This window comes from Corynebacterium sp. HS2168-gen11 (assembly GCF_024834075.1).
Taxonomy (GTDB): Bacteria; Actinomycetota; Actinomycetes; order Mycobacteriales; family Mycobacteriaceae; genus Corynebacterium.
Map to the genome: position 1 here is coordinate 129,507 of NZ_JANUXR010000004.1, position 23,452 is coordinate 152,958.

The following is a 23,452-nucleotide window of genomic DNA, read 5'->3' on the forward strand; positions in this document are numbered from 1 at the left end:
TGAAAACTATCTGCAGCATAACGGGGGTGCTTAGGGGGTGAGACGCGTATTTCACATAGTGAGAAACTACTTGTCACACCTTATGCAATCACGCTTTGCTTGACGACGCTTCGTGTGCGCCCAGTACGTCCCATATTTCAGCTTCACCGCTCATGGAAGAAAAATGGAAAACCCACTTGCTACAATTAGCCGGCATATCGCTGTTCGTGAGGTAGGAAAGGGGCATGGCAGATGGCTGTAGGAGAGCAACCTTCTCAAACAGTGCAACATCGCGTCTTGAGCACCCGCATTACACAGTGGCTCACCATCGCACAACGCGTACCACAAACGCTGACTCACTATGATTGGATCGCGCTGATCAGCATCGCCATGGTCGCTCCATTCTTGCGTTTGCTGATTTTGTGGTGGTACACCCCAGCCGATAGTTCTCTGGCCGAACAATTATTTGTATGGGACGCTCACCACTACCGCGATATTGCGCTCTACGGCTATTTCAGCAAAGACGGCCATAGCCCACCCGATTTTGAAATCGCCTCCACCAGGCTCGCCTTTTTCCCAGGGCTTCCAGCACTGTTACGTATCCTGTACACCATCACCGGCGTAGATATTGGGGTCATTGGAGCACTACTTTCAAATATCGGCACCTTTGCACTGCTCCTCGGCACAATGAAACTTGCCGCTCGGCTCGGCGCACACCTGTGGGGCCGAATCGCAAGCGTAATCGTGATTGCAACAGCGCCAATGTCCATCGTGTTTCAGATGGTCTACACCGAAGCCATCTTCTTAGCATTTATGGTTTGGGCAATGCTCGCCCTGTTAGATCAACGTTGGTGGCATGCTGCCGTATGGATCGCACTTGCCGGATGTTTTCGCCTTACGGCCATTGATCTGGTGGCCAGTTTCTTTGTGATTGTGGCACTGTTGCATCGTCGACAAGCTCAAGCATGGATAGCCGCGATACTTTCAGCAGTACCAGTTTTAAGCTACCTAGCATGGGCCTCCTGGCACACCCGCGATATCGGCGGCTATTTCGGCATGCAAGCAAGAGGATGGAATTCCAGTTTCGACGGCGGCGTGCACACCCTCAAGTGGGTCTACGAACACGCACAGCCCTGGGAAGAATTCGGGTATTTCATCGCCACTGCATCCATTGTGTCCAGTGCCGTAATTCTATGCTTTTCCTGGCGCGCGATGCCGTGGGAAGTATGGCTTCCAGTAGCAAGTATTGCCCTGAACGTCTTGCTTTCCGACGGCATCATGCACTCTCGTCCACGATTACTCTTACCAGCTGTTTTGCTGTTGCTTCCGGCGATAATCAAAGCCGAAGAAGTATGTTCGCGCCGAGTATTTGTCGGAGGGCTGCTTGGATGGGCTTGGAGTGGACTGGTGATTTCAGCGTATATGCTAGCAATTTTCGAGTGGGCAATTTAACGTGCATCTCTTGCAAGAGGCGTTAATGCCTGCGAACAGCAGCCCGCAGTGGCCGCGTCGTTTCGCAGCTGTGCCGCAGTGACGGCTCCAGTGCCCCCGTCCCGCAGTGGCCTGCGGCGATGTCCCTAACTATTCGCGCGCGCAGAAAGTGCAAACGTAGAGGTCATCATGGCAAGCAGTGCTACAGCCATAATGATCCAATTCAAACCATGCACATGGAAGTGCTCACCTAAGATCACATAGCCCAAGGTAAACGCAATCACTGGCTCAACAGAGGTCATGGATGGTAGTGATAAACGCAACGCACCAGTATTAAAGGCAAATTGCTGCACAATTGTGCCACCAATCGCACCAGCAATTAAGGCCCAAAACACCCAGTGGGTCAGTAATCCAAGCAATCCGCTCTGGTAGAAAATATCGACAGTGGCTTTGGAAAGTACGGCGATAAAACCATAGATAATGCCCACAATCACGCCTAAGGCAATGCCACGGATATTGTTGTTTTTGGTCCGCGTCGCAAAGTAAATAATTGCAATAACGCCTAAGCCAATTCCTAATGCCGCCAGCCACACATACAGCTCAGGATGTCCTTTGCCCGGAAGTGGGCGGCCGAGCGTGATAAGCGTGGCCACGGCAATGGTTAAGACCGCAGCCCATGCGATTTCATCGCGGTAGAGAGGGCGTTTGTCATAAATTGCCGACATCGGCATGGTGAACATCAGAGATAACACCAACAAGGGTTGCACAATGAGCAAGGAGCCATAACTTAAGGCAACGACTTGCAAGGAATAGCCAATCAGCGCTGTTGAGGTGGCAAACCACCACAAGGGACGACGAATGGCGGTGATCAGCGGTGAACCTGACCACGTACCATCGGCGGGAGCTTGTTCTGCGATACGGTGACGAACCACTGTTCCCCAGGCAATCACGAGTGCAGAGAGCAGTGCAAAACATACGGCTAAAAAATTGTTATGCATTACACTCCACCCTAACCCCGTTTAGGAAACTATGCACAAGGCACAACGATGAAATAGTATTCTTGTATACCTGTACAGCGAAAGAAATACTCACGAAATTTTTCTCAAACAGTGTTGGACACATCTCAATGACCTGAAATGCGCCAACGGTACGTGCGATGAAATTTCAGAAAGGGCTTGAGCCGTGGCGCTAATCGTCCAAAAATATGGTGGCTCTTCGTTAGAAAGCGCGGAGCGAATCCGACGCGTGGCAGAACGAATTGTCGCAACAAAGAAAAAAGGGCATGATGTTGTCGTTGTGTGCTCAGCAATGGGAGACACGACAGACGAATTGCTCGATCTGGCTGCTCAGGTCAATCCTGTGCCGCCAGCCCGTGAGATGGACATGCTCTTAACCGCAGGTGAGCGCATCTCGAACGCACTGGTCGCAATGGCAATTGCCTCCTATGGTGCCGAAGCACAGTCATTTACTGGCTCTCAGGCTGGTGTGCTGACAACCGAACGTCATGGTAACGCCCGCATTGTGGATGTCACCCCAGGTCGTGTGCGCGAAGCACTTGATGAAGGCAAGATTTGTCTGGTTGCTGGTTTCCAAGGCGTGAACCGTGAAACTCGTGATGTCACCACCTTAGGTCGCGGCGGTTCTGATACCACCGCAGTCGCACTGGCTGCCGCTTTGGGCGCTGATGAGTGCGAGATTTATTCCGACGTTGATGGTGTGTACACCGCCGATCCACGCATTGTGCCAAACGCGCAAAAGCTGGATTCGCTTTCATTTGAAGAAATGTTGGAGCTGGCTGCGTCCGGCTCGAAAATTTTGGTGCTGCGCAGTGTTGAATATGCGCGTTCCTTTAATGTTCCAATTCGTGTTCGTTCATCGTATAGCAATGACCCTGGCACCCTCGTGTCCGGCTCTATGGAGGATATTCCAGTGGAAGAAGCAGTACTTGTTGGTGTCGCAACTGACAATTCCGAAGCAAAACTGACCGTTCTTGGCATTCCAGATCTTCCTGGTGAAGCTGCGAAAATTTTCCGCGTGCTCGCTGATGCCGAAATCAATATCGACATGGTGATCCAGAATATCTCCTCCCTGGCAGATAATCGCACCGACATCACCTTCACCTGCCCACGTGCCGACGGTCCACGCGCGGTTGAGCTGCTTAAGAAGCTCGAAGCTGCTGGTACCTGCCGCAACGTGCTTTACGACGACCAGATCGGCAAAGTCTCGTTGGTTGGTGCAGGCATGCGGACCCACCCAGGAGTCACCGCAACCTTCTGTGAAGCCCTGCGCGATGCAGAAGTTAATATCGAGATCATTAACACCTCTGAAATTCGCATCTCTGTGATTATTCGGGAATCCGATATTGCTCCAGCTGTCAAGGCATTGCATGATGCCTTTGAACTGGGTGGCGAAGAAGAAGCAACCGTGTACGCAGGTACCGGCCGCTAATTCAAAGTTTTTAGCAAATAAAGGCCTGATTCTTGCCCGTCGCGGGCGTGGATCAGGCCTTTGCTGCTGTCTCAAGAGGTTTGGGATATAGCCGGTTGGGTATACCTGAGGAATGCAAGGGGCGTCGATAAGCTGTGAGCATGGAAACGCGCTGGAAATATTGAGACTTCTTGTAATTTTTATGCAGTCACGTTCCATGCAAATCGGGGCAGTGGGGTAAGCTTATGGTAATTTTCAACATAACTATATGAGAGGTTGTCCTATGACCACAGTTGCCGTTGTTGGTGCTACCGGCCAAGTTGGGCGCGTCATGCGTTCCATTTTAGAAGAACGTAAGTTCCCAGCTGAGAAGATTCGTTTCTTTGCATCTGCTCGTTCTGCAGGCACAACCCTTCCATTTAATGGTCAAGATGTTGTGGTTGAAGATCTGGCACAAGCCACCGTTGAATCGCTGCAAGGCATTGATATTGCGCTGTTCTCTGCTGGTGGTTCCACCTCGAAGCAGTATGCGCCACTGTTTGCTGAAGCAGGTGCAACTGTTGTGGATAACTCCTCGGCATGGCGTAAGGATCCAGAAGTGCCTTTGATTGTGTCTGAGGCAAACCCAGAGGCAAAGAACAACCTGGTCAAGGGTATTATTGCGAATCCGAACTGCACCACCATGGCACTGATTCCAGTGCTGCATGCACTGCACAAGCAGGCTGGATTGGTGAAATTGCACGTTTCTTCCTATCAGGCTGTGTCTGGTTCGGGTCTGGCGGGTGTCGAGACCCTGCTCAAGCAAATCAAACTCGCTGGCGATGATGCTGCAACATTCGTGCACGATGGCTCGACTGTTGAATTTGCAGAGCTTGGTCCATATGTTGCACCAATTGCCTTTAATGCATTGCCATTTGCAGGCAACTTGGTTGATGACGGCTCCCTGGAAACCGATGAGGAGCAGAAGCTGCGCTTTGAATCCCGCAAGATCCTGAATATCCCAGATCTGAAGGTTTCTGGCACCTGCGTTCGTGTTCCAGTTTTGACTGGTCACACCATGACTGTGCATGCAGAGTTCCAGGAATCAATCACCCCAGACCAAGCCAAGGAACTGCTGACACAAGCCCCAGGCGTAGAGGTTGTTGACGTTCCAACGCCACTGGCTGCAGCTGGTAAGGATGATTCTTTGGTGGGACGTATTCGCCAAGATCAAACCGTTGATGAGAACAAGGGCTTAGTATTCGTAGTCTCTGGCGATAACTTGCGCAAGGGTGCAGCACTGAATGCTGTCCAGATCGCAGAGTTGCTGGTCTAAGGCCGAATAAGCTTTCAGAAAGATCCCGTCTATTGCGATAGGCGGGATTTTTTCGACCTCCAACCCCTATTAAGGAATGCAGTATTGGTGAACTGGGCCTTTGGGCTCAGAGTTTTGGTGTGCGTGCGGTGGTGGTTGTCGGGGCGGTGTGTGGATGTGCCGGCGGCGTACTGCCGTACGGGGGCTACACTGCTATGTCAATGCTCGTTACCGCCGTACGCGATACCGACCGCTGCGTACCCGTATAGAGTTGTGATGCAATCAATATTGCGCTCGTCATGCTTGTCGATTCGCTTAACTGTGTTTGACACGTCGTGAGCCGTTTCAAAACTTCGTGCATATATCTGGAAGTGGCAGGTGGTGTGTGAGTATATGTTTTTTATTGACCGTGTGCTTGGGCAATGGGATCAGTAGCAAACATCCAGCGTAGAGCAGAAATTTGCGCCAAGTGTCAGCAAGTGTGAGAACGGGCAAAAACACATGTATTGCGGATGTATGAAAAGAGGCGTCATGCGTCAGAAATCGCTGTGCTCCGCCTAAAGTTGCCCCCTGCTCGTGTTCCATCGAAAGAATGACAAGAGCAGTGCTTGTTTTATACAAATAGGCGGGCTAACTGCGGAAAGAGGAATTTGTGATGTCAAGCAGTGTTTATTGGTAGTGACTTTAGGTAACGCTTGCTTGAAAAGTTTATTTACCCTATATAGACTATCAATCAAACGTTAATCATAGGAAAACATTGTTATAGCTTAATAATGTATCCAGAAAGAGAGTCAGATTATGAATACTGATGACATCCTCAACAAGGGTAAGCGCCCAGCATTGAGCGGCAACACCCACCAGCATGGTGGCGCACCAGTTGCTTCCGAAAATATTTCGATCACCGCAGGCCCACAGGGTGCAAATGTTTTGAATGACATTCACCTGATTGAAAAGTTGGCACACTTCAACCGTGAGCGCGTTCCAGAGCGTAACCCTCACGCAAAGGGCCACGGCGCATTCGGTGAACTGCACATCACCCACGATGTTTCCAAGTACACCAAGGCTGCACTGTTCCAGCCAAACACGGTTACCCCAATCGCGGTACGTTTCTCCACTGTTGCTGGTGAGCAGGGTTCCCCAGATACGTGGCGCGACGTTCACGGTTTCGCGGTGCGTTTCTACACCACCGAAGGTAACTACGACATCGTTGGTAACAACACCCCAACCTTCTTCTTGCGTGACGGCATTAAGTTCCCAGACTTCATTCACTCTCAGAAGCGCATCGGCCCATCCGGCCTGCGTTCCGCTGACGCACAGTGGGATTTCTGGACCCGTACCCCAGAATCCGCTCACCAGGTAACCTACCTCATGGGCGATCGTGGTACACCAAAGACCTCTCGTCACCAGGACGGTTTCGGTTCCCACACCTTCCAGTGGATCAATGAAGAAGGCACCCCAGTTTGGGTGAAGTACCACTTCAAGACCCGCCAGGGCTGGGAGACCTTCACCGATGCAGAAGCTCAGGAAATGGCTGGCAAGAACGCTGATTACCAGCGCGAAGATCTCTACAATGCAATCGAGAACGGCGACTATCCAATCTGGGACGTCAAGGTTCAGATCATGCCATTCGAAGAGGCGGAGACCTACCGTTACAACCCATTCGATCTGACCAAGACTTGGTCCCACAAGGACTACCCATTGATCGACGTCGGATACTTCGTGTTGAACAAGAACCCACAAAACTTCTTCGCACAGATCGAGCAGCTTGCGCTTGACCCAGCGAACTTGGTTCCAGGTATCGGCCTGTCCCCAGACCGCATGCTCATGGCTCGTTCCTTCGCATACGCAGACGCACACCGCTACCGCATTGGTGCAAACTACCGTCAGCTGCCAGTAAACCAGCCAATCTTCCCAGTGAACACCTATTCACACCAGGGCAATATGGAGTACTTCTTCAACCCAGCTGAAGCACCAGTCTACAACCCTAACCGCTTCGATAAGGGTGCAGGCTACCTCGATGATGGTCAGACCTCATCCTCCGGCGTAACCTATGGTCAAGCCGCAGATCTGTATGTCAATCCAGATCCACACGGCACCGATCTGACCCGTGCAGCATACGTGAAGCACGCAGAAGACGGCGACTTCGTCCAGGCTGGTATCCTCTACCGTGAGGTCATGGATGACGGTGCAAAGGAGCGTTTGGCTGACAACATCACCAACGCAATGGTCGGCGTTTCCCCAGAAGTCGAAGAACGTGTCTACCTCTACTGGGATCAAGTTGATGAGAACTTGGGCAAGCGCGTTCGCGAACTGTTTGCAACCAAGAAGTAACATCCCTTAATAAAAAACCAGCTTCCACCACATCAGGAGGAAGCTGGTTTTTTATGTGTTATCCAGCGTCTTCGAGCGCATGATCGGATTTTGCTGCGGCAATAATATCCGCCCGAGCCCGAGCTACCCGCGAGCGAATCGTCCCAACGCGTACGTCAGAAATTTTCGCGGCTTCTTCGTAGGAATACCCAAGGACTTGCGTTAAGATCAATGCTTCTCGACGATCTGGCGGTAGCGCGTCGAGCAAAATACGCGCGTCGATAAGCTCTGACCAATGAGAATCGGCGGGAATATCAACGGATTCTAATTCTGCTGCGGCTTTGCGAGGGCGTGCCATATCGTGACGAATACTATCAACCCACACGCGACGGGCTAATGACAATAACCATGTGCGGGCAGAAGAACGCGCAGCAAAGCGTGGCAATGCGTGAATGACGCGCAAGTACGTTTCTTGGGTGAGGTCATCAGCGATTTCAGTGTCGCCAAGGTGGGCTAAGAGCCGCCACACGTCGGCTTGCGACTGACGAATGAACTCCGTGAGTGCTTTACGATCCCCACGTCCAGCGGCAAGCGCAAGCTGGGTGAGGGCGTCTGGAGCCGGAGGAGATGTCATAGGGCATCATTTTAACACTGGTTGGAAGATTCCAGCCACTGCGAAACAGCTGGATGACAGGGCTGAAACAACAATCGCTGTTGGATATCAGGTGATCCAACAGCGATGCGAGGTGCACGACAATAGTTCCTTAATGGGGTTGTTCGTGTCCTTCTTTATACAAGCTGCGCGCCATAATAAACGAGCCGACGGACAGCACAATTAATAAGCCTGCAATGGCGATCACTGCGCGGAAAATATCGCTGAAGACGAATCCGTGATGGGCAATATCGACGATGACTTTGGCTAGAATTACCAATGGCAGCGCAACGGCGGTTGCTGGACTAAACAGGTTTGCACAGGTTAAAGGATCGTCTTTGCAGCGCCACAGGGCCAGTGCAGTGATGACCATAATAAAACCAGCGGCAATGATCATCAGGCCGGCGAGAAGTTCGAGCACCATATTATCGGCGTCCTTTCGAGATAATGCGAGCCATAGAGAGCGTCGGCAAAATACCACCTGCAATGGCCGCCAGCAGCACGATTTCGTAGGCAATATGGGTGTGGTGGAACATCGTCCAGATCACGTAAATACCGATCATGGCATAAAAGACAAGGTCAGATACAATCGCGCGGACGAGTTCGTTGCGGGTGTAGCTGATCAAGGCCAGCGTCATGATCATCGCTAAGACCATCAAACCGCCGCCGATGAGGGCAAGAGTTGTAAACATGATCGAACTACACCTTCTTTACTGGAACATTGACTGGATACTCGATCACAGCATCTTGGAAGTGCTGCTCAATCTCGCGAACATGTGGTGCAAGCTTTTCTTCCATCACCCGTAGATCTTTTAGCACAGCATGTGGATCCGACCCGTACACAGCATGTACCACGAAATGACGTGGTCCTTTGATTTGATCTGGATCTTCATCGATAATCGTGCAGGTCATTGTGCCAGGCGTTAAGGTAATTGAGGCGGCAAACACCGTGATATGCCAGTCTGATGTGACGCGTAACGGATAGTGCACAATGCAGGGATCAATATTTTTATTGCCCGTTAAGGTATCAAATAATACCGTCCAGGTGGCAAGTAGAAGCTGGCCAATGAGCCAAACCGTGTAGCTACAAGCGTGGAGTATCTTCATGGCTATTTGCCTCCTTTAGGAATACCCACTGCAGGATGATTCGCGGTATCTAATACTGCGGTGACATATGCGTCGGTGTTCAGCAGATCAGCCGCAGCGGATTGCACGGCGTGCATGAGCGGACCTGCAAAGATGAACATTGCGAAGGAGATGATAATCATCGCAGCACCTGGCGCATAGCGCGAACGTGGAATGTGGAGAGATTCTGGAATCCGCTTGCGATTCATCACGCCACCCCAGAACACTTTGCGCCAAATGCGCAGCATTGCCAAGAATGCTGCAAATGATGCCACCACAATTACAGCAATAACTAACCATGCTGCGGTCGTGCCAGCCTTGGCGATATTGATGACGATAAAAACCTTGCCCCATAGGCCAGAAAATGGTGGGAAACCAACAATCGAAAATGCGCCTGCGGCAAAGACTGCCGCCACGATTGGGTCACGCTTGGCAATTCCAGAAAGCTTGGTGAGCAGGTTCTTGCCGTAGGTTTCCTCAATAGAGCCAACGGTGAGAATCAAACTGCCAACGGTGATCATGTGGTGCAGCATATATAAGATGCCTGCAGCGAGTGCAGCTTGGGCATTTCCACTGGTGAACGCCAGCATGACCAAAATAAATGGCATACCATTGACCATTTGATACGCCAGCACTCGACGCATGGAGTTTTCTGCCAATCCTGAGAATGATCCCACGATCATGCTGATGATGCTGATCGTGATAATTAAGGTGGCCCAACGCTGGTCGAGGTCAAAAATCACCACGTAGATACGGAACAGAATATAGACCGCCACTTTGGTGTGCAGACCGGAAAACAGTGCCATCACTGAGGCTGAAGTTGCCGGATACGAACGCGGCAACCAGGTGTGAACTGGGAATACACCAGCTTTAACCACCATTGCGAATACCACAATGCCCATTGCGATCGTTGCAGGGCCATGTCCTGCGGCAACACCGCGTAATGCAGCAATATTCACACTGCCGGTCACACCGTAGACAATGGACACGCCAGCAAGTAACAGGGTTGAGGTTGCCAGGTTCACGAGTACGAAGGTGCGGCCAGCTGACAGTCGCGCCCAGGTACCAGTCATGGTGAGTAAACCATAGGATGGCAGCAGCATGACTTCGATAAAGACGAAGAAGTTAAATAAATCAGCCGTTAGCAGTGCACCCATTACACCTGCCAGCAACATGATTGTCAGTGGCGAGTAGAACTGCGCCTGGGTTTCACCAACGGCAATGGCAAACCAGTTGGCCGTGAATGCCACAATTGAGGTGGTGACAATCATAATCGCCGAGAATTGATCGGCACTAAATGGAATGGCAACGCCGCCAATATAGAGACCAACGGAGTGCGCGATGGTGCCGTGGACTGCGGTATAGCTCAATAACCACAGACCTGCAATGCCAGTTCCAAGTGGGGCAAGCAAGGCCAAAGCGTCGCGAAGCCAGCGCCATGGCGCCAAGGTGGAAAGTGCAACTAGCGCCAGCGGAATGCCAACAAAGAGAGGAAGCACAGCACTGATATCCATTAGTGGTGGTTCCTTTCTTCGCGCTGAGCAAAATCGGCGGTACGCTTTGCCAAGTGGGCTTCGCTCGCCGCGATTTCCGCCATTGTGGTGGAACGTCCCAAGGTCTGCAGTGGGGAATGCTCATCTGGTACCAGCTCGATCTCGGTGTCGTCGGAACGGCCCAAACCAGCCAACGTGAGCATATAGGTGGTGGTTGCCATCGCAATTACAATTGCGGTCAGCACGAAGGCCTGCGGCAATGGATCAGCAGATTCACTTAAGTCAGTCACCGATGGAAATGGTTCACCGCGCCAGGTGGTGACACCAGTGGAAAGAATCAAGAGGTTCACGGCATGGCTAATTAATGTCATGCCGAGCACAATGCGTACCATGCCACGCTGTAACACCAGGTACACACCTCCAGCGGCAAGGATGGCGATTGATGCTGAAATAAGCATAAGTCTTAATCCTCTTTCTTAATAGTGGCGGTGTGAGCAGTTTTATCAGCCTTGAGCGCCGCGCGAAGTCGATCCGCTGTTCGCTCAATTTCTTCTTGGATCAACTCAGATGGTGCATGGCGATCTTCATCAGCAAAATCTTCTAAGACGGCAGGTACTTTATCGGGCTGCCATAATGGTGAATTTTCGCGAGTGAAGGTCAGTTCCTTATATTCCATGCCAGGGCGAAGGTAGCCGCCAAGTGCGTTAATGGCCATCGTGAGCATACCCAGTACAGCTAGGTACACGCCCACGTCGAAAATCATGGCGGTGGTTAGGTGCTGGCCTAAGAAATGGCCGTGAATGGCATAGAGGAATGAGCCTTTGAGCAGGCCTAAGAAACCAGCGAGCACCGCGATGAGTACACCGAAACCAGTGAGATACATTGGGGCGGCGACGGCGAAGATGCGACGATCGCGTGGGTAGCTAATGTAGGTCAGCATCATTGCACAACCGGCAATCAGAGCGGCAATGAAGCCGCCACCTGGTTCATGGTGACCACGCCAGAACACCAGCAAGCTTAAGACCAGTAACATTGGTGTTAGGAAGCGCAGCATCGTGCGCAATGGAATGGAATTGACTGTGGATTGGCCAAATGGCACGCGGTGCGTACCTGGGAAGAATGGGTAGCGTGGCATTGAGGTGACAACAGCTACGATCACAATTGCGGCCATACCCAGCACGGAAAGCTCGCCCATGGTATCGAAGGCACGGAATTCCACCAAGATGGTATTCACAACATTATCGCCGCCAGTAATTCCTGGAGCTTCCGTGAGATACCACATGCCCAGTTCGCTGCGTTCGTGGCGACCAAGCAGCATATAGGAACCTAAGAAGGTCACAATGCCAATACCAATGGCAAGCAAGCCGCCGGAGATTTGGCGAATCTTTTTGGTTGGGTGGAAGGTATCTGGTTGTTGGCGAACCACCATCATCATGATCACTACGACTAAGGCTTCCACCAAGAACTGCGTTAATGCAACGTCTGGCGCGCCGAGCATGAGGATTTGTAAGGTCACGCCGACACCAATTGCGCCGACAACGATCACACCAGTGAGACGATTCCGAGTGCGGATAACCGCCAGCACACCGATGGTGATAATTAACAGCGGGATGATATCGGTGACGCGATCAGCGCCAGCAAAGCGTGGCATTAATTCCATGCCGTCTAGGCCACCGTGCAGTAAGCCTTGACCAGTCACAACTGCGCCATAGATAAAGAGCATGACGAACATGTAGCTTAAGTGACGCCCTGGTGCGAAGGAATCTGCCATGATCGCAAACTTCTTGCCTAAGAAGCTCAACGACTGGTTAAAGCGCATGAGCAAGTAATTGCCAGTTCGCGGTGCGAAATGACGATCGTCCACCCAGGCCCAGATTTCCTTGCGATAGGCAACGCCGACGAAACCGGCTACGGTTACAGCCGCAGAGATTAATAGTGGCAGATTTACACCATGCCACAGGCCAAGATGTGCATGTGGTTTATGGTGCAAAATGACGCCGGCGGCACTGCTAATCGGTTGCGACAAGGAACCTGCAATAAAGGCTGCTGGTAAGGATAAAAGGCCTGGAAGTGCGGCTGGGAACCAGAGAGAAATTGGGGCTTCCTTCACGTCACTCATATCGCGGTCGCCGTCGATAAAGCCGTCGGCAATAATGCGTGCCGAGTATGTGAAGGTACAAAACGCGCCGAATGCCGCCGCGCTCATTAAGAGCACCACGCCAACGCTTGGCAATGGGGCTTCTTCAAAGGCTGCTAGCATGCCTTCTTTTGAGATAAAACCGAAGGTTGGTGGCAAGGCGGCCATGGATCCTGCGGCAATGACGACCGATGCGAAGGTAAATGGCATTTGTCGCCAAGTGGAACCTAAGCGGGTGGTATCACGAGTGCCAGTTTGGTGGTCAATGACGCCAATGAGCATAAACAGTGACGACTTAAATAATGCGTGTGCCAGCGTATGCACTAAGGCTGCAAACAGAGCAAATGGGGTGCCAACGCCGATGGTGGCAACAATCCAACCCAAGTGGGACACCGTCGAATAGGCGGTGAGTTTTTTCAGGTCGGTTTTTTGAATGGCGAATACCGAAGCCATCACGGCGGTGGTCATACCTGTGATAATGAGCAGGTAGTTCCACACTGCGACGTCGTGAAAGACTGCAGAAAAACGTAATAGGACGTAAATGCCAGCTTTCACCACAGCGGCGGCGTGTAAGAAGGCCGAAACTGGGGTGATAGCTGCCATTGCTTCTGGCAACCAGAAGTGGAATGGTAACTGTGCCGATTTTGTAAATGCCGAAATTGCCACCAAAATCGCTAGCACTGCTGTCAGTGTGGAGTTTTCTGCCCAAAACGGTGCAGCTAAAATGCCGTCGATACTGGTAGTGCCAGCTTGGGTGGCGGCAATTGCCATGGCCACCAGCAAGGTCAAACCGCCGATGAATGTTAAGACTAAGGTGCGCTGCGAGCCACGTTCGCCACCTTTGCCGCCAGATCGGGCAATGAGCATAAATGAGGCTAAGGAAACCAATTCCCACGCAATAAACAGCACAATGGCATCATTTGCTAAGACTAAGAGCAAAATTGCGGTCATAAAGGCGGTCATAATGGTGTAGAAATTGGTATTTCCTGGGCCATTATGCAGATATGAACCGGAGTATATAAACACCACGGCACCGATGACCAGCGCTAAGAGAGCAAAGAAGGTGCTTAAGGCATCCGCGCGTAAGGCAAGGTTGGCGTCAAGACCGCTGCCGAGCACATCGGGCACCCAGCGATAGTGGAACTCAAGTACTTCACCATGCATAATTGCTGGCAACTCACGCACAAGCAAGCTTGCTGCTGCTAAAAAGAGTGCAGCAAGTACCCAGCCAGCTTTGCGATCAACAAGCTTCACCAGCAAAGGCGCAAGCAGGACACCAAAGGCCGCAAGGCCTGGAACAACGATTAAAGACACTAGTACTCTCAAACTCCTTCCGGAACCCACGGGAAAACCAAGGGGTGAAAGAAGCGGACACCAAAAACAGTGGCTTCCTGAACCACCAACACGTCGAGTGCAAAAGCTCCGGCATGCTAGCGCATGTGCAGTAAGTTCTGTCCGCAGCGCCTACTTTCATTTATTCATCAGGGACATTTACTTATCGCTTTAAGGTTACCTTAAATTGCTGGTGTGCCTGCACCAAAAGAACAATCAACGCCATTAAATTTGTACACTATGACTCAAGCCTCATCTTTCCCCCTGCCACGCCGCCTCCTTGCCGCTTGCATGGTCGCCCTCCCCTTGCTCGTCGGAGCAGGATATTCCGTGGTCAGCGACCTTGACCCAGCAGATTCGTGGTCGGTCGGGGAAGAAGCAGAAGGTGCCCCTGCCGCATTCGACGCCAATTTGCTTGTCGACGCGCGCCGGGCAACTGGCGAGGCACAATCACAAACCGGTTTCTTAATAAGCGGCACCAAAGAACTGCTCAGTGGCGTTGATGAGATCCACGGCAAAAAAGACCAGGTTACCGGCCCTGTTGCAGCGGCTCGCGATGGGTCACGCCAGTTGAATGAAGGTCTCGTGCAGTTGCAAGCGGCTACTGGTCAATTAGGTGCTGGTGCAACGAAGGTTGCCGATGGTGTGGGACAAGCTGTGGATCAGATTGTGGGGCTGAATGCAGTGCGCGGCCAAATCCTTGGTGTGATTGATCGCACGTTGGAAGATTGGAAGGATACGAAGGATCCTGAAAAGAAACAATTGCGTGAGCAACTTGTTGGATTCCGTGAACAAGTCGCGACCTTCGAACTCGATGAGAATATGCGTGCACAGTTGTTGGAATTGCGCGATGGTTCCCGCGAGATCGCTAACCAGCTCCACACCCCAGGCTATGCCTACCATGATGGTATTTATACCGCAACGAAAGGCTCGAAAGAGCTTGCCGACGGTCTGGCGCAGCTCGATGCTGGCGTTGGTGAAGCCATGCAGGGCTTAGATCAGTTACATGCTGGCGCTACCAAAATTGATGATATGGCAAAGACCACCAAGCAGCGAGTCGGGGCAATTCAACGTGCATTACCAGTTGCCCAAGCAGGTACAACAGAAGCCCAAGAAGCCGGCATTACCAAAACATTGCCGCCACTATTTGCCTTCTTTATCGCTGCCTCCTTGCTTTTAGGCGCTGCTTTGCGCAGTCGTGAACAAGCTTGGTTGAGCGGATTCGCAGCCGTGATTCTGGCAGGTATTGCTGCCGGATTGTTCAGCATTGCAGCACATGGTGTGATCGCAGCTGATATTGCATTGGTTGCCGGTATTGCATTGGTCTTTGTTGTAGCAACGCTTTTAGCAAGCTCGGTTATAACAAAAGTATTTGGTGCTCGTGTGGGCGCGGCTGTCAGCATCGTGGGTGCAGCGATCCAGATTGCTGTGAGCGGTTGGGCTTGGCACGCAGCGTCGACAAGCGCGGCTGGTTCACTATGGTGGGCAGTTAGTGCATTGATGCCGGTGCATTATTTCACGGCGGCGATGGTTGCAGCTGGTAATGCAGGTGGAACGCATTCGTTGATCGTGAGCTTGGCCGTGCTTGCCGGCATCACGGTGATGGGGCTGGTTGCGTTAATGATGCTCGATCGCGGGCGGAAAACGTACGTGCCGCAGGTGAGCGTGACTCAATAATTCGGGCATCACGACCATTGCGTTTATATATGAAAAGGTCTGCATCACGGTGATGGTGATGCAGACCTTTTGATTGTAGGAAGCACGGCTCGGTGCGTGTGCTTGGAACGCTTGGCAGGAAGCGTGGGCCCGGCAATGTCGGACGGGAACCTGTGCTCAGCGCCTGCGCCCAGAACGCCAGCACCCGCGCCCAGCACCGCGCCAGGAAACCTACGCCCAGAACGCTGAGGAATACTCCCTCTCAACAGCCTTAGCCGCTACGCTTCCATGCGCAATTTCCTTAATGGAGGCTTCGTGCCCAGCGATACAAGAACGCGATCGTTGCGGCGAATCCAATCACGCCAATGAATTCACTTGCTACGCCAAAGTCGAACAGTGCCAAGGCATCTTCTCGACCAGCCGCGCCGATAATGCCAGCATTGAGCACACCGAACAACGATTCACCCACGATTAAGCCAGTTGCCAGCAGCGTTCCCATGCGGGTCGCGAATTCTGGGTTCGTTTGGCGCTCGGCCCACTTGTTGTAGAAGGAACCGATGAATGCACCAATTGGAATGATCAGCGTCAAAGAAATCGGCAAGTACATGCCCATGCCAACTGCGAGGGGTGGCAAGAAGCGGGTATCACCTGAGGATTTGCGCAGGACTTCGTCAATAATGATGACAACGACACCAATAGCGGCACCAAGCCCAATTAAGCTCCAGTCCAAGGAATTACCGAAAATACCATTTGCAACCGAAGACAACAGCGATGCTTGTGGCGCTGCCAAAGCATTTTCACCAGCGCCTTCCATACCAACGAAACCAAAACCTGTCAGCATCAATTGCAGCACTGGTGGGATAATTAAGGAACCAAACAGCACACCAATAACTAAGGCGACCTGCTGCTTCCATGGGGTAGCACCCACCAACTGGCCGGTCTTTAAGTCCTGGAGGTTATCGTTGGAAATCGTCGCAATGCCAAAGACCACTGCAGAAGTAAAGAGGGTATAGGCCACCAACGCTGGTGCATTGGTCGCAGATTCGTTTCCTGTAACGGCCTTAATAAGCAGTGCGGAGGACAAAACGACGATAATACCCACGCCAGAAATTGGCGAGTTCGAAGCACCAATCAAACCAGCCATATAACCGCAAACAGAAGCCACAATCAGGCCGATTAACAGCACAAATACCACGCTTAAGAGAATCAGTGCTGTAGTGTGGTGTGCAATTTCCGAAACGTGGACAAACAAGTAGAGCAGTGCGCCAATTGGCAGCATCGAGGCAAGAATGACTCCGATGACGATGGTAAATGGTATGTCGCGCTCGGTTAATGGCACGGTTTCACCAGCGGCACGTTTTTGGGTGGAGGTCAAAGAATCCTTAATACCTTTTGCAATCGGGACAATAATCTTCAACAGCGTCCACACAGCGGCTACGGCCATTGTGCCGGCACCAATGAAGCGGACTTCACCAGAGAAGGTGGAGCCAATAATTGCGGAGAGTTCTTCGCCAGACTGAATCTGATCAGCAGAAAAGATTGGAAGCAGCACGCCGTAGGAGATCAAAAGACCAACGATCATCGCAATGCCAACACCAACGCCGACGAGGTGACCAACGCCAATCAGTGCTAGCGATAAGGAGCTACCAATCATGGTGCCGCCGCCGAAGATCTTAAATGGGTAAGAAACGCTGCCAGCAACTGCGCGCATGGCTGCCAGTAAGGAGAACCCTGCAGATGCTAAACCGCCCAGAATAATAACTTTCAGGCCTTTTTGGTTTTCAGCTAAGGCTTGCGGATCGGCGTTATCGTCGCCAACTTTTAAGACTTCCGCTGCTGCCACACCTTCTGGATACGGCAGGTCAGAGCCAGTAACCATAGCTCTGCGCAGCGGGATCGAATACATCACACCTAAAACGCCGCCGATGGCACACACAGCAACGGTGGTCCAGTATGGGAAACCAGTCCAGAAGCCGATCATGACCAAGCCTGGCAGCACGAAAATAATAGCTGAGAGAGTACCTGCTGCCGAAGCGATGGTTTGCACAATATTATTTTCCACCACTGAGTGGTCGCGGAACTTGCGCAGAATCGCCATCGAAATAACAGCGGCTGGAATAGAGGTGGCAAATGTTAAACCAACCTTGAGGCCAAGATAAACATTTGCCGCAGTAAAGACAAGCGTAATCAGACCGCCAAGAATAATGCCGCGGAGTGTTAATTCGCGAACATTGCTCGTAGCGCTGGATGTGGCAATTGCGCTCATACCTAAAGCTTTTCCTTTCTCATATAACGTGAATATAACTGCATTTCATACTTCGTTTCATACCAATATTGCAGGTCGTGAAATATAAAATGCCGCCTTTAACAGGCGAGCTAATGAAAAAATCCTAAACGGTGAGATAGCTGCTGTCTAGGTTCTTCGTTGGATGAGAAAGTCGCGTAAACAACCGCAAATTTATAAAAGACAAAGCTTAATCGCCATCTTGCATGCTTGACGACGCCAACCGCATCCACCAAAAGTGTGATGGAGTGGACAATAATAAGGTGGTTTTGTGAAGCTTAGGAACGATCTGCCAGTGTTGGGCGAATGGGCCGTGCGAGTTGCGTCATGAGATTACGGCCGCGTAGCTCGACAGATTTCATTAAGGTCCATCGTGCGCGTTCTGCCTCATTGGCGCGTTGCAAGGTAGAAGCATTGGTAATCACACGACCTGGTGTATCTTTCGCAATTTCGGTCAGTCGCGCTGCAGTATTCACTGCATCGCCAATGACCGTATATTCAAAGCGATCATGACCACCGATATGGCCAGCCACCACATGGCCTGCAGCGACACCAATGCCTGCTTGTAGTCGCATGCCTTTTAATTCCAGACGCAATTCTCGCGCTGCGGCGAGGGCGTGGCTGGTAGCGTCGGTAAGCGAAATAGGTGCGCCAAAGACAGCAAGTGCGGCATCGCCTTGGAACTTATTAATAACGCCCTTGTTGCGGTGGACGACATCAACGACGTGTTCAAAGAAACGATTGAGCTCGGCGACTACTTCTTCGGGATCATGTTGCACAGCAAAGGTGGTTGAGCCAATCACGTCGACAAAGATTACGGCGACTTCGCGATCCTCGCCGCCAAGTTCAGGGCGTTCCTCTAAAGCGCGCCGGGCTACCTCGACGCCGACATAGCGGCCGAAAATATCGCGGACACGCTGACGTTCGCGGAGGCCGCGCATCATTTCATTGAAACCTGCCTGCAGCACGCCGATTTCCGAACCATCATAAATATCGACCTCGACATTTAATTCGCCACGGCGGACGCGATTAATTGCGCTTTGGAGTTCTTGGATTGGATCAACCACGCTGATGACGACCAAACTAACGCCTAGAAATCCCACGCCAAGGGCGATCGCGCATAATGCGATGACGCTGGGCATGAGGGCATCGAGATCGCCAACAAAAAACCCGCGAGTATGGCCGCGTAGCAAGAATAAGATACCCACGATTGGGACAGCTGAGGTTAAAAGCCACGTCATATGCAGACGCTGGCTAATCGGTGGCTCCAGCGTAGAGTCTTCGAATCGGCGAGCTAGGGCAGCTGCCGCGAGTGGGCGCACCAAACGCTCGGCTTCCAGATACGTAAGCAGCACCATCATTAAGCCAGTTAAGGTTGTGGCTACCCCAATAACGGTGGCCAGTGATTGCGAAATCCGCGCAGTGCTGATGGTGACAATGGCAATACCGATTGCCCAGAAACCAGCTGTTAATGCAGTTTGATACAGCGGAATGCGCATGACCAGATTGCGCACCATATTTCGGTCGTGGTGTTGCGGATGAAATTGCCAGTCGAGGACTGGTCGGAATAGGAAAAATGTCAGTACGATGCCGGATAAGGATGCTGCGACTAGGTAGTACCAGCCTAAGGCGGCGAAGCCTGGGTGAGTGGTGAATACAGAAAAAGACTTCAGTGGTAGCAGGTATTTGACAAAGAGCATGACGCCAATAGCTGCCACAATGTTTGTGCCAAGGATGGTCGCTACATACGCTGGCCACGATGACTGAAGAAGCCAGCGAAGACTTCGCCAAAATTTCTGCATGATCCCTAGCTTAACCACGTTGCTACCTAAAATGTTGCAAGACCTAATAATCTTAATGGTGTGACTGAAGATATCTTCGCCCAAATGGGTGTAACTGACCGTGTTGCCAACGAGCTTCGCGCCGCCGCAACTGCCGCACGACAAGGCACGATGAGTAGTGCTATGACGCATGCTTGGCTTTTTACTGGCCCACCCGGATCGGGACGCTCCATTGCCGCCCTTGCGTTCGCCGCCGCGCTGGAATGTGTGGGACCAGTCGTTGGCTGTGGCACCTGCGTGCAATGTACAAAAGTGTTACGCAATGCCCACGCTGATGTGATCCACATTGTGCCGCGAGAGCTTTCGATTGGTGTGGAATCGATGCGACGCAACGTGGTAGAGCCTGCCGCGATGATGCCAACCGTTGGAAAGTGGCGCGTAGTTATTCTTGACGACGCTGACCGTTTGACTGAAGCCAGTGCAAACGCACTTTTGAAAACGGTAGAAGAACCACCAGCACATACGGTCATTATGCTGTGCGCCCCATCCACTGACCCAGAAGAGGTGATTCCAACTTTGGTTTCACGTTCACGGCACGTGTATGTTGCACTGCCAACACGTGCAGAAGTGAGTGCGATTTTACAGCGCGAAGGAATCTCAGAGCGTATTGCAGATTTGGCGGCGGCTGCCACTGGTAACCATATTGGTCGTGCGCGTCATTTGGCCACTAATACCGAAGCACAGCAACGTCGGGCAGAAATTTTGTATCTGCCTGAGTTGATTAGCCAAGGTGATGTGGCGTTTCAGGCAGTGACTGATTTGATTAAGCGTGCGAAAGAGTTTGCATTGCATACGCTTGCTGCGGAAAACGAGCGGGAGATGGAAAAGCTGCGTATATCTTTAGGTATGGGTGCGAAAGGGAAAGGTGCACAGAAAGCTCTTTCGGGTTCGGCGTCGCAAATCAAAGAACTTGAAAAATTACAAAAGAAGCGTGAAACGCGCGCGGTGCGTGATGTTTTGGATATGCAGTTAGTCGACTTGATGGGATTGTATCGGGATGCTTTGATGCTGGCCACGGGGACAGAGTTGGCTTTGATGCATCCGGATATGGATAAAATTACTGAAAAACTACGGAAATATGATGCTGATGCGCTTTTATCATGTATTGAGGCGATTCAGCTGTGTCGTGATGCATTAACGAAGAATGTGCGACCAGAAACCGCAATGGATGCGATGGTTGGCAAGATCCGGAAGGCGATAAAACCACAGTAGAGGCCTCAATTTGTAGAAGTATAGGGGTGATCATGTATGATCACTGTCGAGGAGTTTACTTCTTGCGCCGCCTTAGCTCAGTCGGTAGAGCATTTCACTCGTAATGAAAAGGTCGCGAGTTCGATTCTCGCAGGCGGCTCCACGAAACACCAGCTAAAACATACTTTTAGCAGGTGTTTTTCTTATGTGACCGTCTTTTTACTTGTTGCCAGTTGTTGCAGGTCGTCACTTCTCACACCGAGCAGAGACCGAGCAGAGACCGAGCAAGGCTGCGGTTGTCGAGCATCACAACAACTGGCGGAGTTCGCCCATTGGCCTAGTAGTTCGCCCATGCGCGTACGCTGATACCACAGTGTTCGGAGCAGTTTACGCCTTACCAGAGGCGTTTACCAGTAGTTTCGTCAACGATGATTGGGATCATTGAGGATTTTTCCCTGATCGGTCGATGGCGTAGCCGATTCCTGCGAATGCGGGAAGCCATAGTAGGCTGCCGCCGCTTGAGATTGTAATAACGGCTATACCGAGTCCCATGAGTGTAAATAGCATGTTTTTCTCATTTCTCATTGTGCAGTGTGGAAGAAAGCCCTCGCACATAGCTTTAGCAGGCAATTGACTCTTTACATTTTAGTAGCGTCAAGACATTGTTGTTTGATGGATTTCGGCAAGATCGTATCAAGTGGTTGAGTAGATTTTTGCCAAAGCTTGACGACGCAGCCGCCTCCCTCAGATAAGACGGACCAGCATCGCGTCCATGGTGTTACAGTAAAAAATAAATAATTCGATGGAGGTGCAGATGATGATACCTAAACCCTTGTCTGAGCGTGTTGCGGAGGCGGCTCGACCACCAGCAGAGGTGGGAAGAGAGGGTATTATGCCAGAGCTTTTCCTTGAGGTGCTTCTTGATGATCTGGTTAAAACTCATGCTTGGCTTCAACGTGACTTAAAAGAGCCGTTTTTAGCATTGTGGGTCAATGAACCAGAATTTGATGATCCAGATATTAAAGAACCCATTGAAAAGATGGCGTATGAGAATCTTCGTGTGTTTGCGGCTATGGATCCAGTGGTGGATTTGGAAAGCCTTCGCGAACCGAAGACCACGTAACAATTACGTTTGTGTGTAACCCCAGTTTCCCTGATGTGCGGGAGCTGGGGTTTTGTGGTTTCACACATGATGCTTAAGTTCAAGTGATCGTGGAAACACCTTACTCAAATTAAGGTGCTTATACGTGGGAATACCGAGAAATATGATTCTCGAATATTGAAAATCAACTCAGTATATCCAACACGTGGACAAGGGGTATCAGAAGTGTCGGAAGGTAATACAATACAAATGAAAGCTTTCGACAGAGGTGAAGACGATGGATCCTGGTATTTTAGTTAAGCGCGTTGCTGCTGAGGCTCAACCACCAGCAACGTTGGGAAATGCAATTCCGGTTTTTTTTCTTGAGACTCTTCTTGATGATTTGGTTGAATCTCATGCTTGGCTTCAACGTGACTTAAAAGAGCCGTTTTTAGCATTGTGGGTTAATGAACCAGAATTTGATAATCCGGATCTTGAAGAGCCCGTTGAAAGGATTACTTATAATAATCTTTTTGTGTTTGCGGCTATGGATCCGGTGGTGGATTTGGAAAGCCTTCGCGAACCGAAGACCACGTAACAATTACATTTGCACGTAACCCCAGTTTCCCTGATGTGCGGGAGCTGGGGTTTTGTGGTCTCACGCACGATGGAGATTCCTGATAAGGACACGATCGAATTAGTGTTTATACGTGGGAATACGAAGAAATATGATCCTCGAATATTGAAAATAAACTCAGTATATCCAGCACGTGGACAAGGGGTATCAGAAGTGTCGGAAGGTAATAGAATAAAAATAAAAAATTTCGATGGAGGTGCAGATGATGATACCTAAACCCTTGTCTGAGCGTATTGTGGAGGCGGCTCGACCACCAATTGTCTGGAGACAAGAAGATGAAGCCCCAGATTATTTCGTTCATGTGCTTCTTGATGACCTGGTTAAAGCTCATGCTTGGGTTCCGCGTGAATTAAAAGAGCCGTTTTTAGCAGGGTGGATAAACGACGGGATACATGATAATCCGGATATTGAAGACCCCATTGAAAAGATTGCGTATGATAATCTGCTTGCGTTTGCGGCTATGGATCCAGTGGTGGATTTGGAAAGCCTTCGCGAACCGAAGAATTCATAGCCTGCAGGTTTGTGCGTAACCCCAGTTTCCCTGATGTATGGGAGCTGGGGTTTTGTGATCTCACACACGAT

At 51.1% G+C, this 23,452-nt stretch carries 19 protein-coding genes and 1 tRNA gene; 10 read left to right on the forward strand and 10 right to left on the reverse strand.

The window, feature by feature from the left end; genetic code table 11:
• Window positions 1-231: 231 nt before the first annotated feature.
• Window positions 232-1,431 (forward strand): hypothetical protein, encoded by a 1,200-nt coding sequence (locus NXS99_RS04310; RefSeq protein ID WP_259287426.1) that lies wholly within the window; start codon window positions 232-234, stop codon window positions 1,429-1,431.
• A gap of 125 nt (window positions 1,432-1,556) precedes the next feature.
• Here NXS99_RS04310 and NXS99_RS04315 read toward each other — a convergent pair whose 3' ends face one another.
• Window positions 1,557-2,408 (reverse strand): DMT family transporter, encoded by an 852-nt coding sequence (locus NXS99_RS04315; protein WP_259287427.1) that lies wholly within the window; start codon window positions 2,406-2,408, stop codon window positions 1,557-1,559.
• 184 nt (window positions 2,409-2,592) lie between these two features.
• Here NXS99_RS04315 and NXS99_RS04320 point away from each other — a divergent pair, with 184 nt between their 5' ends.
• From NXS99_RS04320 to NXS99_RS04330, 3 genes are all read left to right on the forward strand, one after another.
• Window positions 2,593-3,858: an aspartate kinase gene (locus NXS99_RS04320; RefSeq protein ID WP_259287428.1), complete on the forward strand. Its 1,266-nt coding sequence runs from the start codon at window positions 2,593-2,595 to the stop codon at window positions 3,856-3,858.
• A gap of 262 nt (window positions 3,859-4,120) precedes the next feature.
• Window positions 4,121-5,152: an aspartate-semialdehyde dehydrogenase gene (locus tag NXS99_RS04325; protein ID WP_259287429.1), complete on the forward strand. Its 1,032-nt coding sequence runs from the start codon at window positions 4,121-4,123 to the stop codon at window positions 5,150-5,152.
• A 777-nt stretch (window positions 5,153-5,929) separates the two neighbouring features.
• Window positions 5,930-7,462: a catalase gene (locus tag NXS99_RS04330; RefSeq protein ID WP_259287430.1), complete on the forward strand. Its 1,533-nt coding sequence runs from the start codon at window positions 5,930-5,932 to the stop codon at window positions 7,460-7,462.
• A 58-nt stretch (window positions 7,463-7,520) separates the two neighbouring features.
• Here NXS99_RS04330 and NXS99_RS04335 read toward each other — a convergent pair whose 3' ends face one another.
• The 7 genes from NXS99_RS04335 to NXS99_RS04365 all read right to left on the reverse strand — a co-directional run bounded on the left by NXS99_RS04335 (window position 7,521) and on the right by NXS99_RS04365 (window position 14,162).
• Window positions 7,521-8,075: an RNA polymerase sigma factor gene (locus NXS99_RS04335; RefSeq protein WP_259287431.1), complete on the reverse strand. Its 555-nt coding sequence runs from the start codon at window positions 8,073-8,075 to the stop codon at window positions 7,521-7,523.
• 130 nt (window positions 8,076-8,205) lie between these two features.
• Window positions 8,206-8,517 (reverse strand): Na+/H+ antiporter subunit G, encoded by a 312-nt coding sequence (locus NXS99_RS04340; protein WP_259287432.1) that lies wholly within the window; start codon window positions 8,515-8,517, stop codon window positions 8,206-8,208.
• Between the two features lies 1 nt (window position 8,518).
• Window positions 8,519-8,749, reverse strand: a complete 231-nt coding sequence (locus NXS99_RS04345) for a cation:proton antiporter (RefSeq protein ID WP_396124815.1) — start codon at window positions 8,747-8,749, stop codon at window positions 8,519-8,521.
• A 43-nt stretch (window positions 8,750-8,792) separates the two neighbouring features.
• A complete protein-coding gene (locus NXS99_RS04350) occupies window positions 8,793-9,200 on the reverse strand; it encodes a monovalent cation/H+ antiporter subunit E (RefSeq protein ID WP_259287434.1) in 408 nt (135 codons plus the stop codon).
• 2 nt (window positions 9,201-9,202) lie between these two features.
• Window positions 9,203-10,726, reverse strand: coding sequence for a monovalent cation/H+ antiporter subunit D family protein (locus NXS99_RS04355; RefSeq protein WP_259287484.1), 1,524 nt, complete (start codon window positions 10,724-10,726; stop codon window positions 9,203-9,205).
• A 5-nt stretch (window positions 10,727-10,731) separates the two neighbouring features.
• Window positions 10,732-11,169, reverse strand: coding sequence for a cation:proton antiporter subunit C (locus NXS99_RS04360; protein WP_259287435.1), 438 nt, complete (start codon window positions 11,167-11,169; stop codon window positions 10,732-10,734).
• Window positions 11,170-11,174: 5 nt separating this feature from the next.
• Window positions 11,175-14,162 carry a DUF4040 family protein gene (locus tag NXS99_RS04365; protein ID WP_259287436.1) on the reverse strand — a complete coding sequence of 996 codons (2,988 nt, stop codon included), beginning with the start codon at window positions 14,160-14,162 and terminating at the stop codon, window positions 11,175-11,177.
• A 258-nt stretch (window positions 14,163-14,420) separates the two neighbouring features.
• Here NXS99_RS04365 and NXS99_RS04370 point away from each other — a divergent pair, with 258 nt between their 5' ends.
• Window positions 14,421-15,857, forward strand: a complete 1,437-nt coding sequence (locus NXS99_RS04370) for a hypothetical protein (RefSeq protein ID WP_259287437.1) — start codon at window positions 14,421-14,423, stop codon at window positions 15,855-15,857.
• A gap of 280 nt (window positions 15,858-16,137) precedes the next feature.
• Here the strand turns inward: NXS99_RS04370 and NXS99_RS04375 are convergent, their stop codons facing one another.
• Entirely contained in the window at window positions 16,138-18,102 is a 1,965-nt protein-coding gene (locus NXS99_RS04375; RefSeq protein ID WP_259287438.1) for an OPT family oligopeptide transporter, read from the reverse strand.
• Window positions 18,103-18,398: 296 nt separating this feature from the next.
• Window positions 18,399-19,922 (reverse strand): adenylate/guanylate cyclase domain-containing protein, encoded by a 1,524-nt coding sequence (locus tag NXS99_RS04380; protein WP_259287439.1) that lies wholly within the window; start codon window positions 19,920-19,922, stop codon window positions 18,399-18,401.
• Window positions 19,923-19,982: 60 nt separating this feature from the next.
• Here NXS99_RS04380 and NXS99_RS04385 point away from each other — a divergent pair, with 60 nt between their 5' ends.
• The 5 genes from NXS99_RS04385 to NXS99_RS04405 all read left to right on the forward strand — a co-directional run bounded on the left by NXS99_RS04385 (window position 19,983) and on the right by NXS99_RS04405 (window position 23,381).
• Complete coding sequence (locus NXS99_RS04385) at window positions 19,983-21,173, forward strand: DNA polymerase III subunit delta' (RefSeq protein ID WP_259287440.1); 1,191 nt, start codon at window positions 19,983-19,985, stop codon at window positions 21,171-21,173.
• Between the two features lie 66 nt (window positions 21,174-21,239).
• A tRNA-Thr gene (locus tag NXS99_RS04390) sits at window positions 21,240-21,315 on the forward strand.
• Window positions 21,316-21,966: 651 nt separating this feature from the next.
• Window positions 21,967-22,275: a hypothetical protein gene (locus NXS99_RS04395; RefSeq protein ID WP_396124813.1), complete on the forward strand. Its 309-nt coding sequence runs from the start codon at window positions 21,967-21,969 to the stop codon at window positions 22,273-22,275.
• A 256-nt stretch (window positions 22,276-22,531) separates the two neighbouring features.
• The gene (locus NXS99_RS04400) at window positions 22,532-22,831 is read left to right on the forward strand and encodes a hypothetical protein (protein WP_259287441.1); all 300 of its coding nucleotides are present in this window, start codon (window positions 22,532-22,534) and stop codon (window positions 22,829-22,831) included.
• Window positions 22,832-23,072: 241 nt separating this feature from the next.
• Complete coding sequence (locus NXS99_RS04405; RefSeq protein WP_310593301.1) at window positions 23,073-23,381, forward strand: hypothetical protein; 309 nt, start codon at window positions 23,073-23,075, stop codon at window positions 23,379-23,381.
• The last annotated feature ends 71 nt before the right edge of the window (window positions 23,382-23,452 follow it).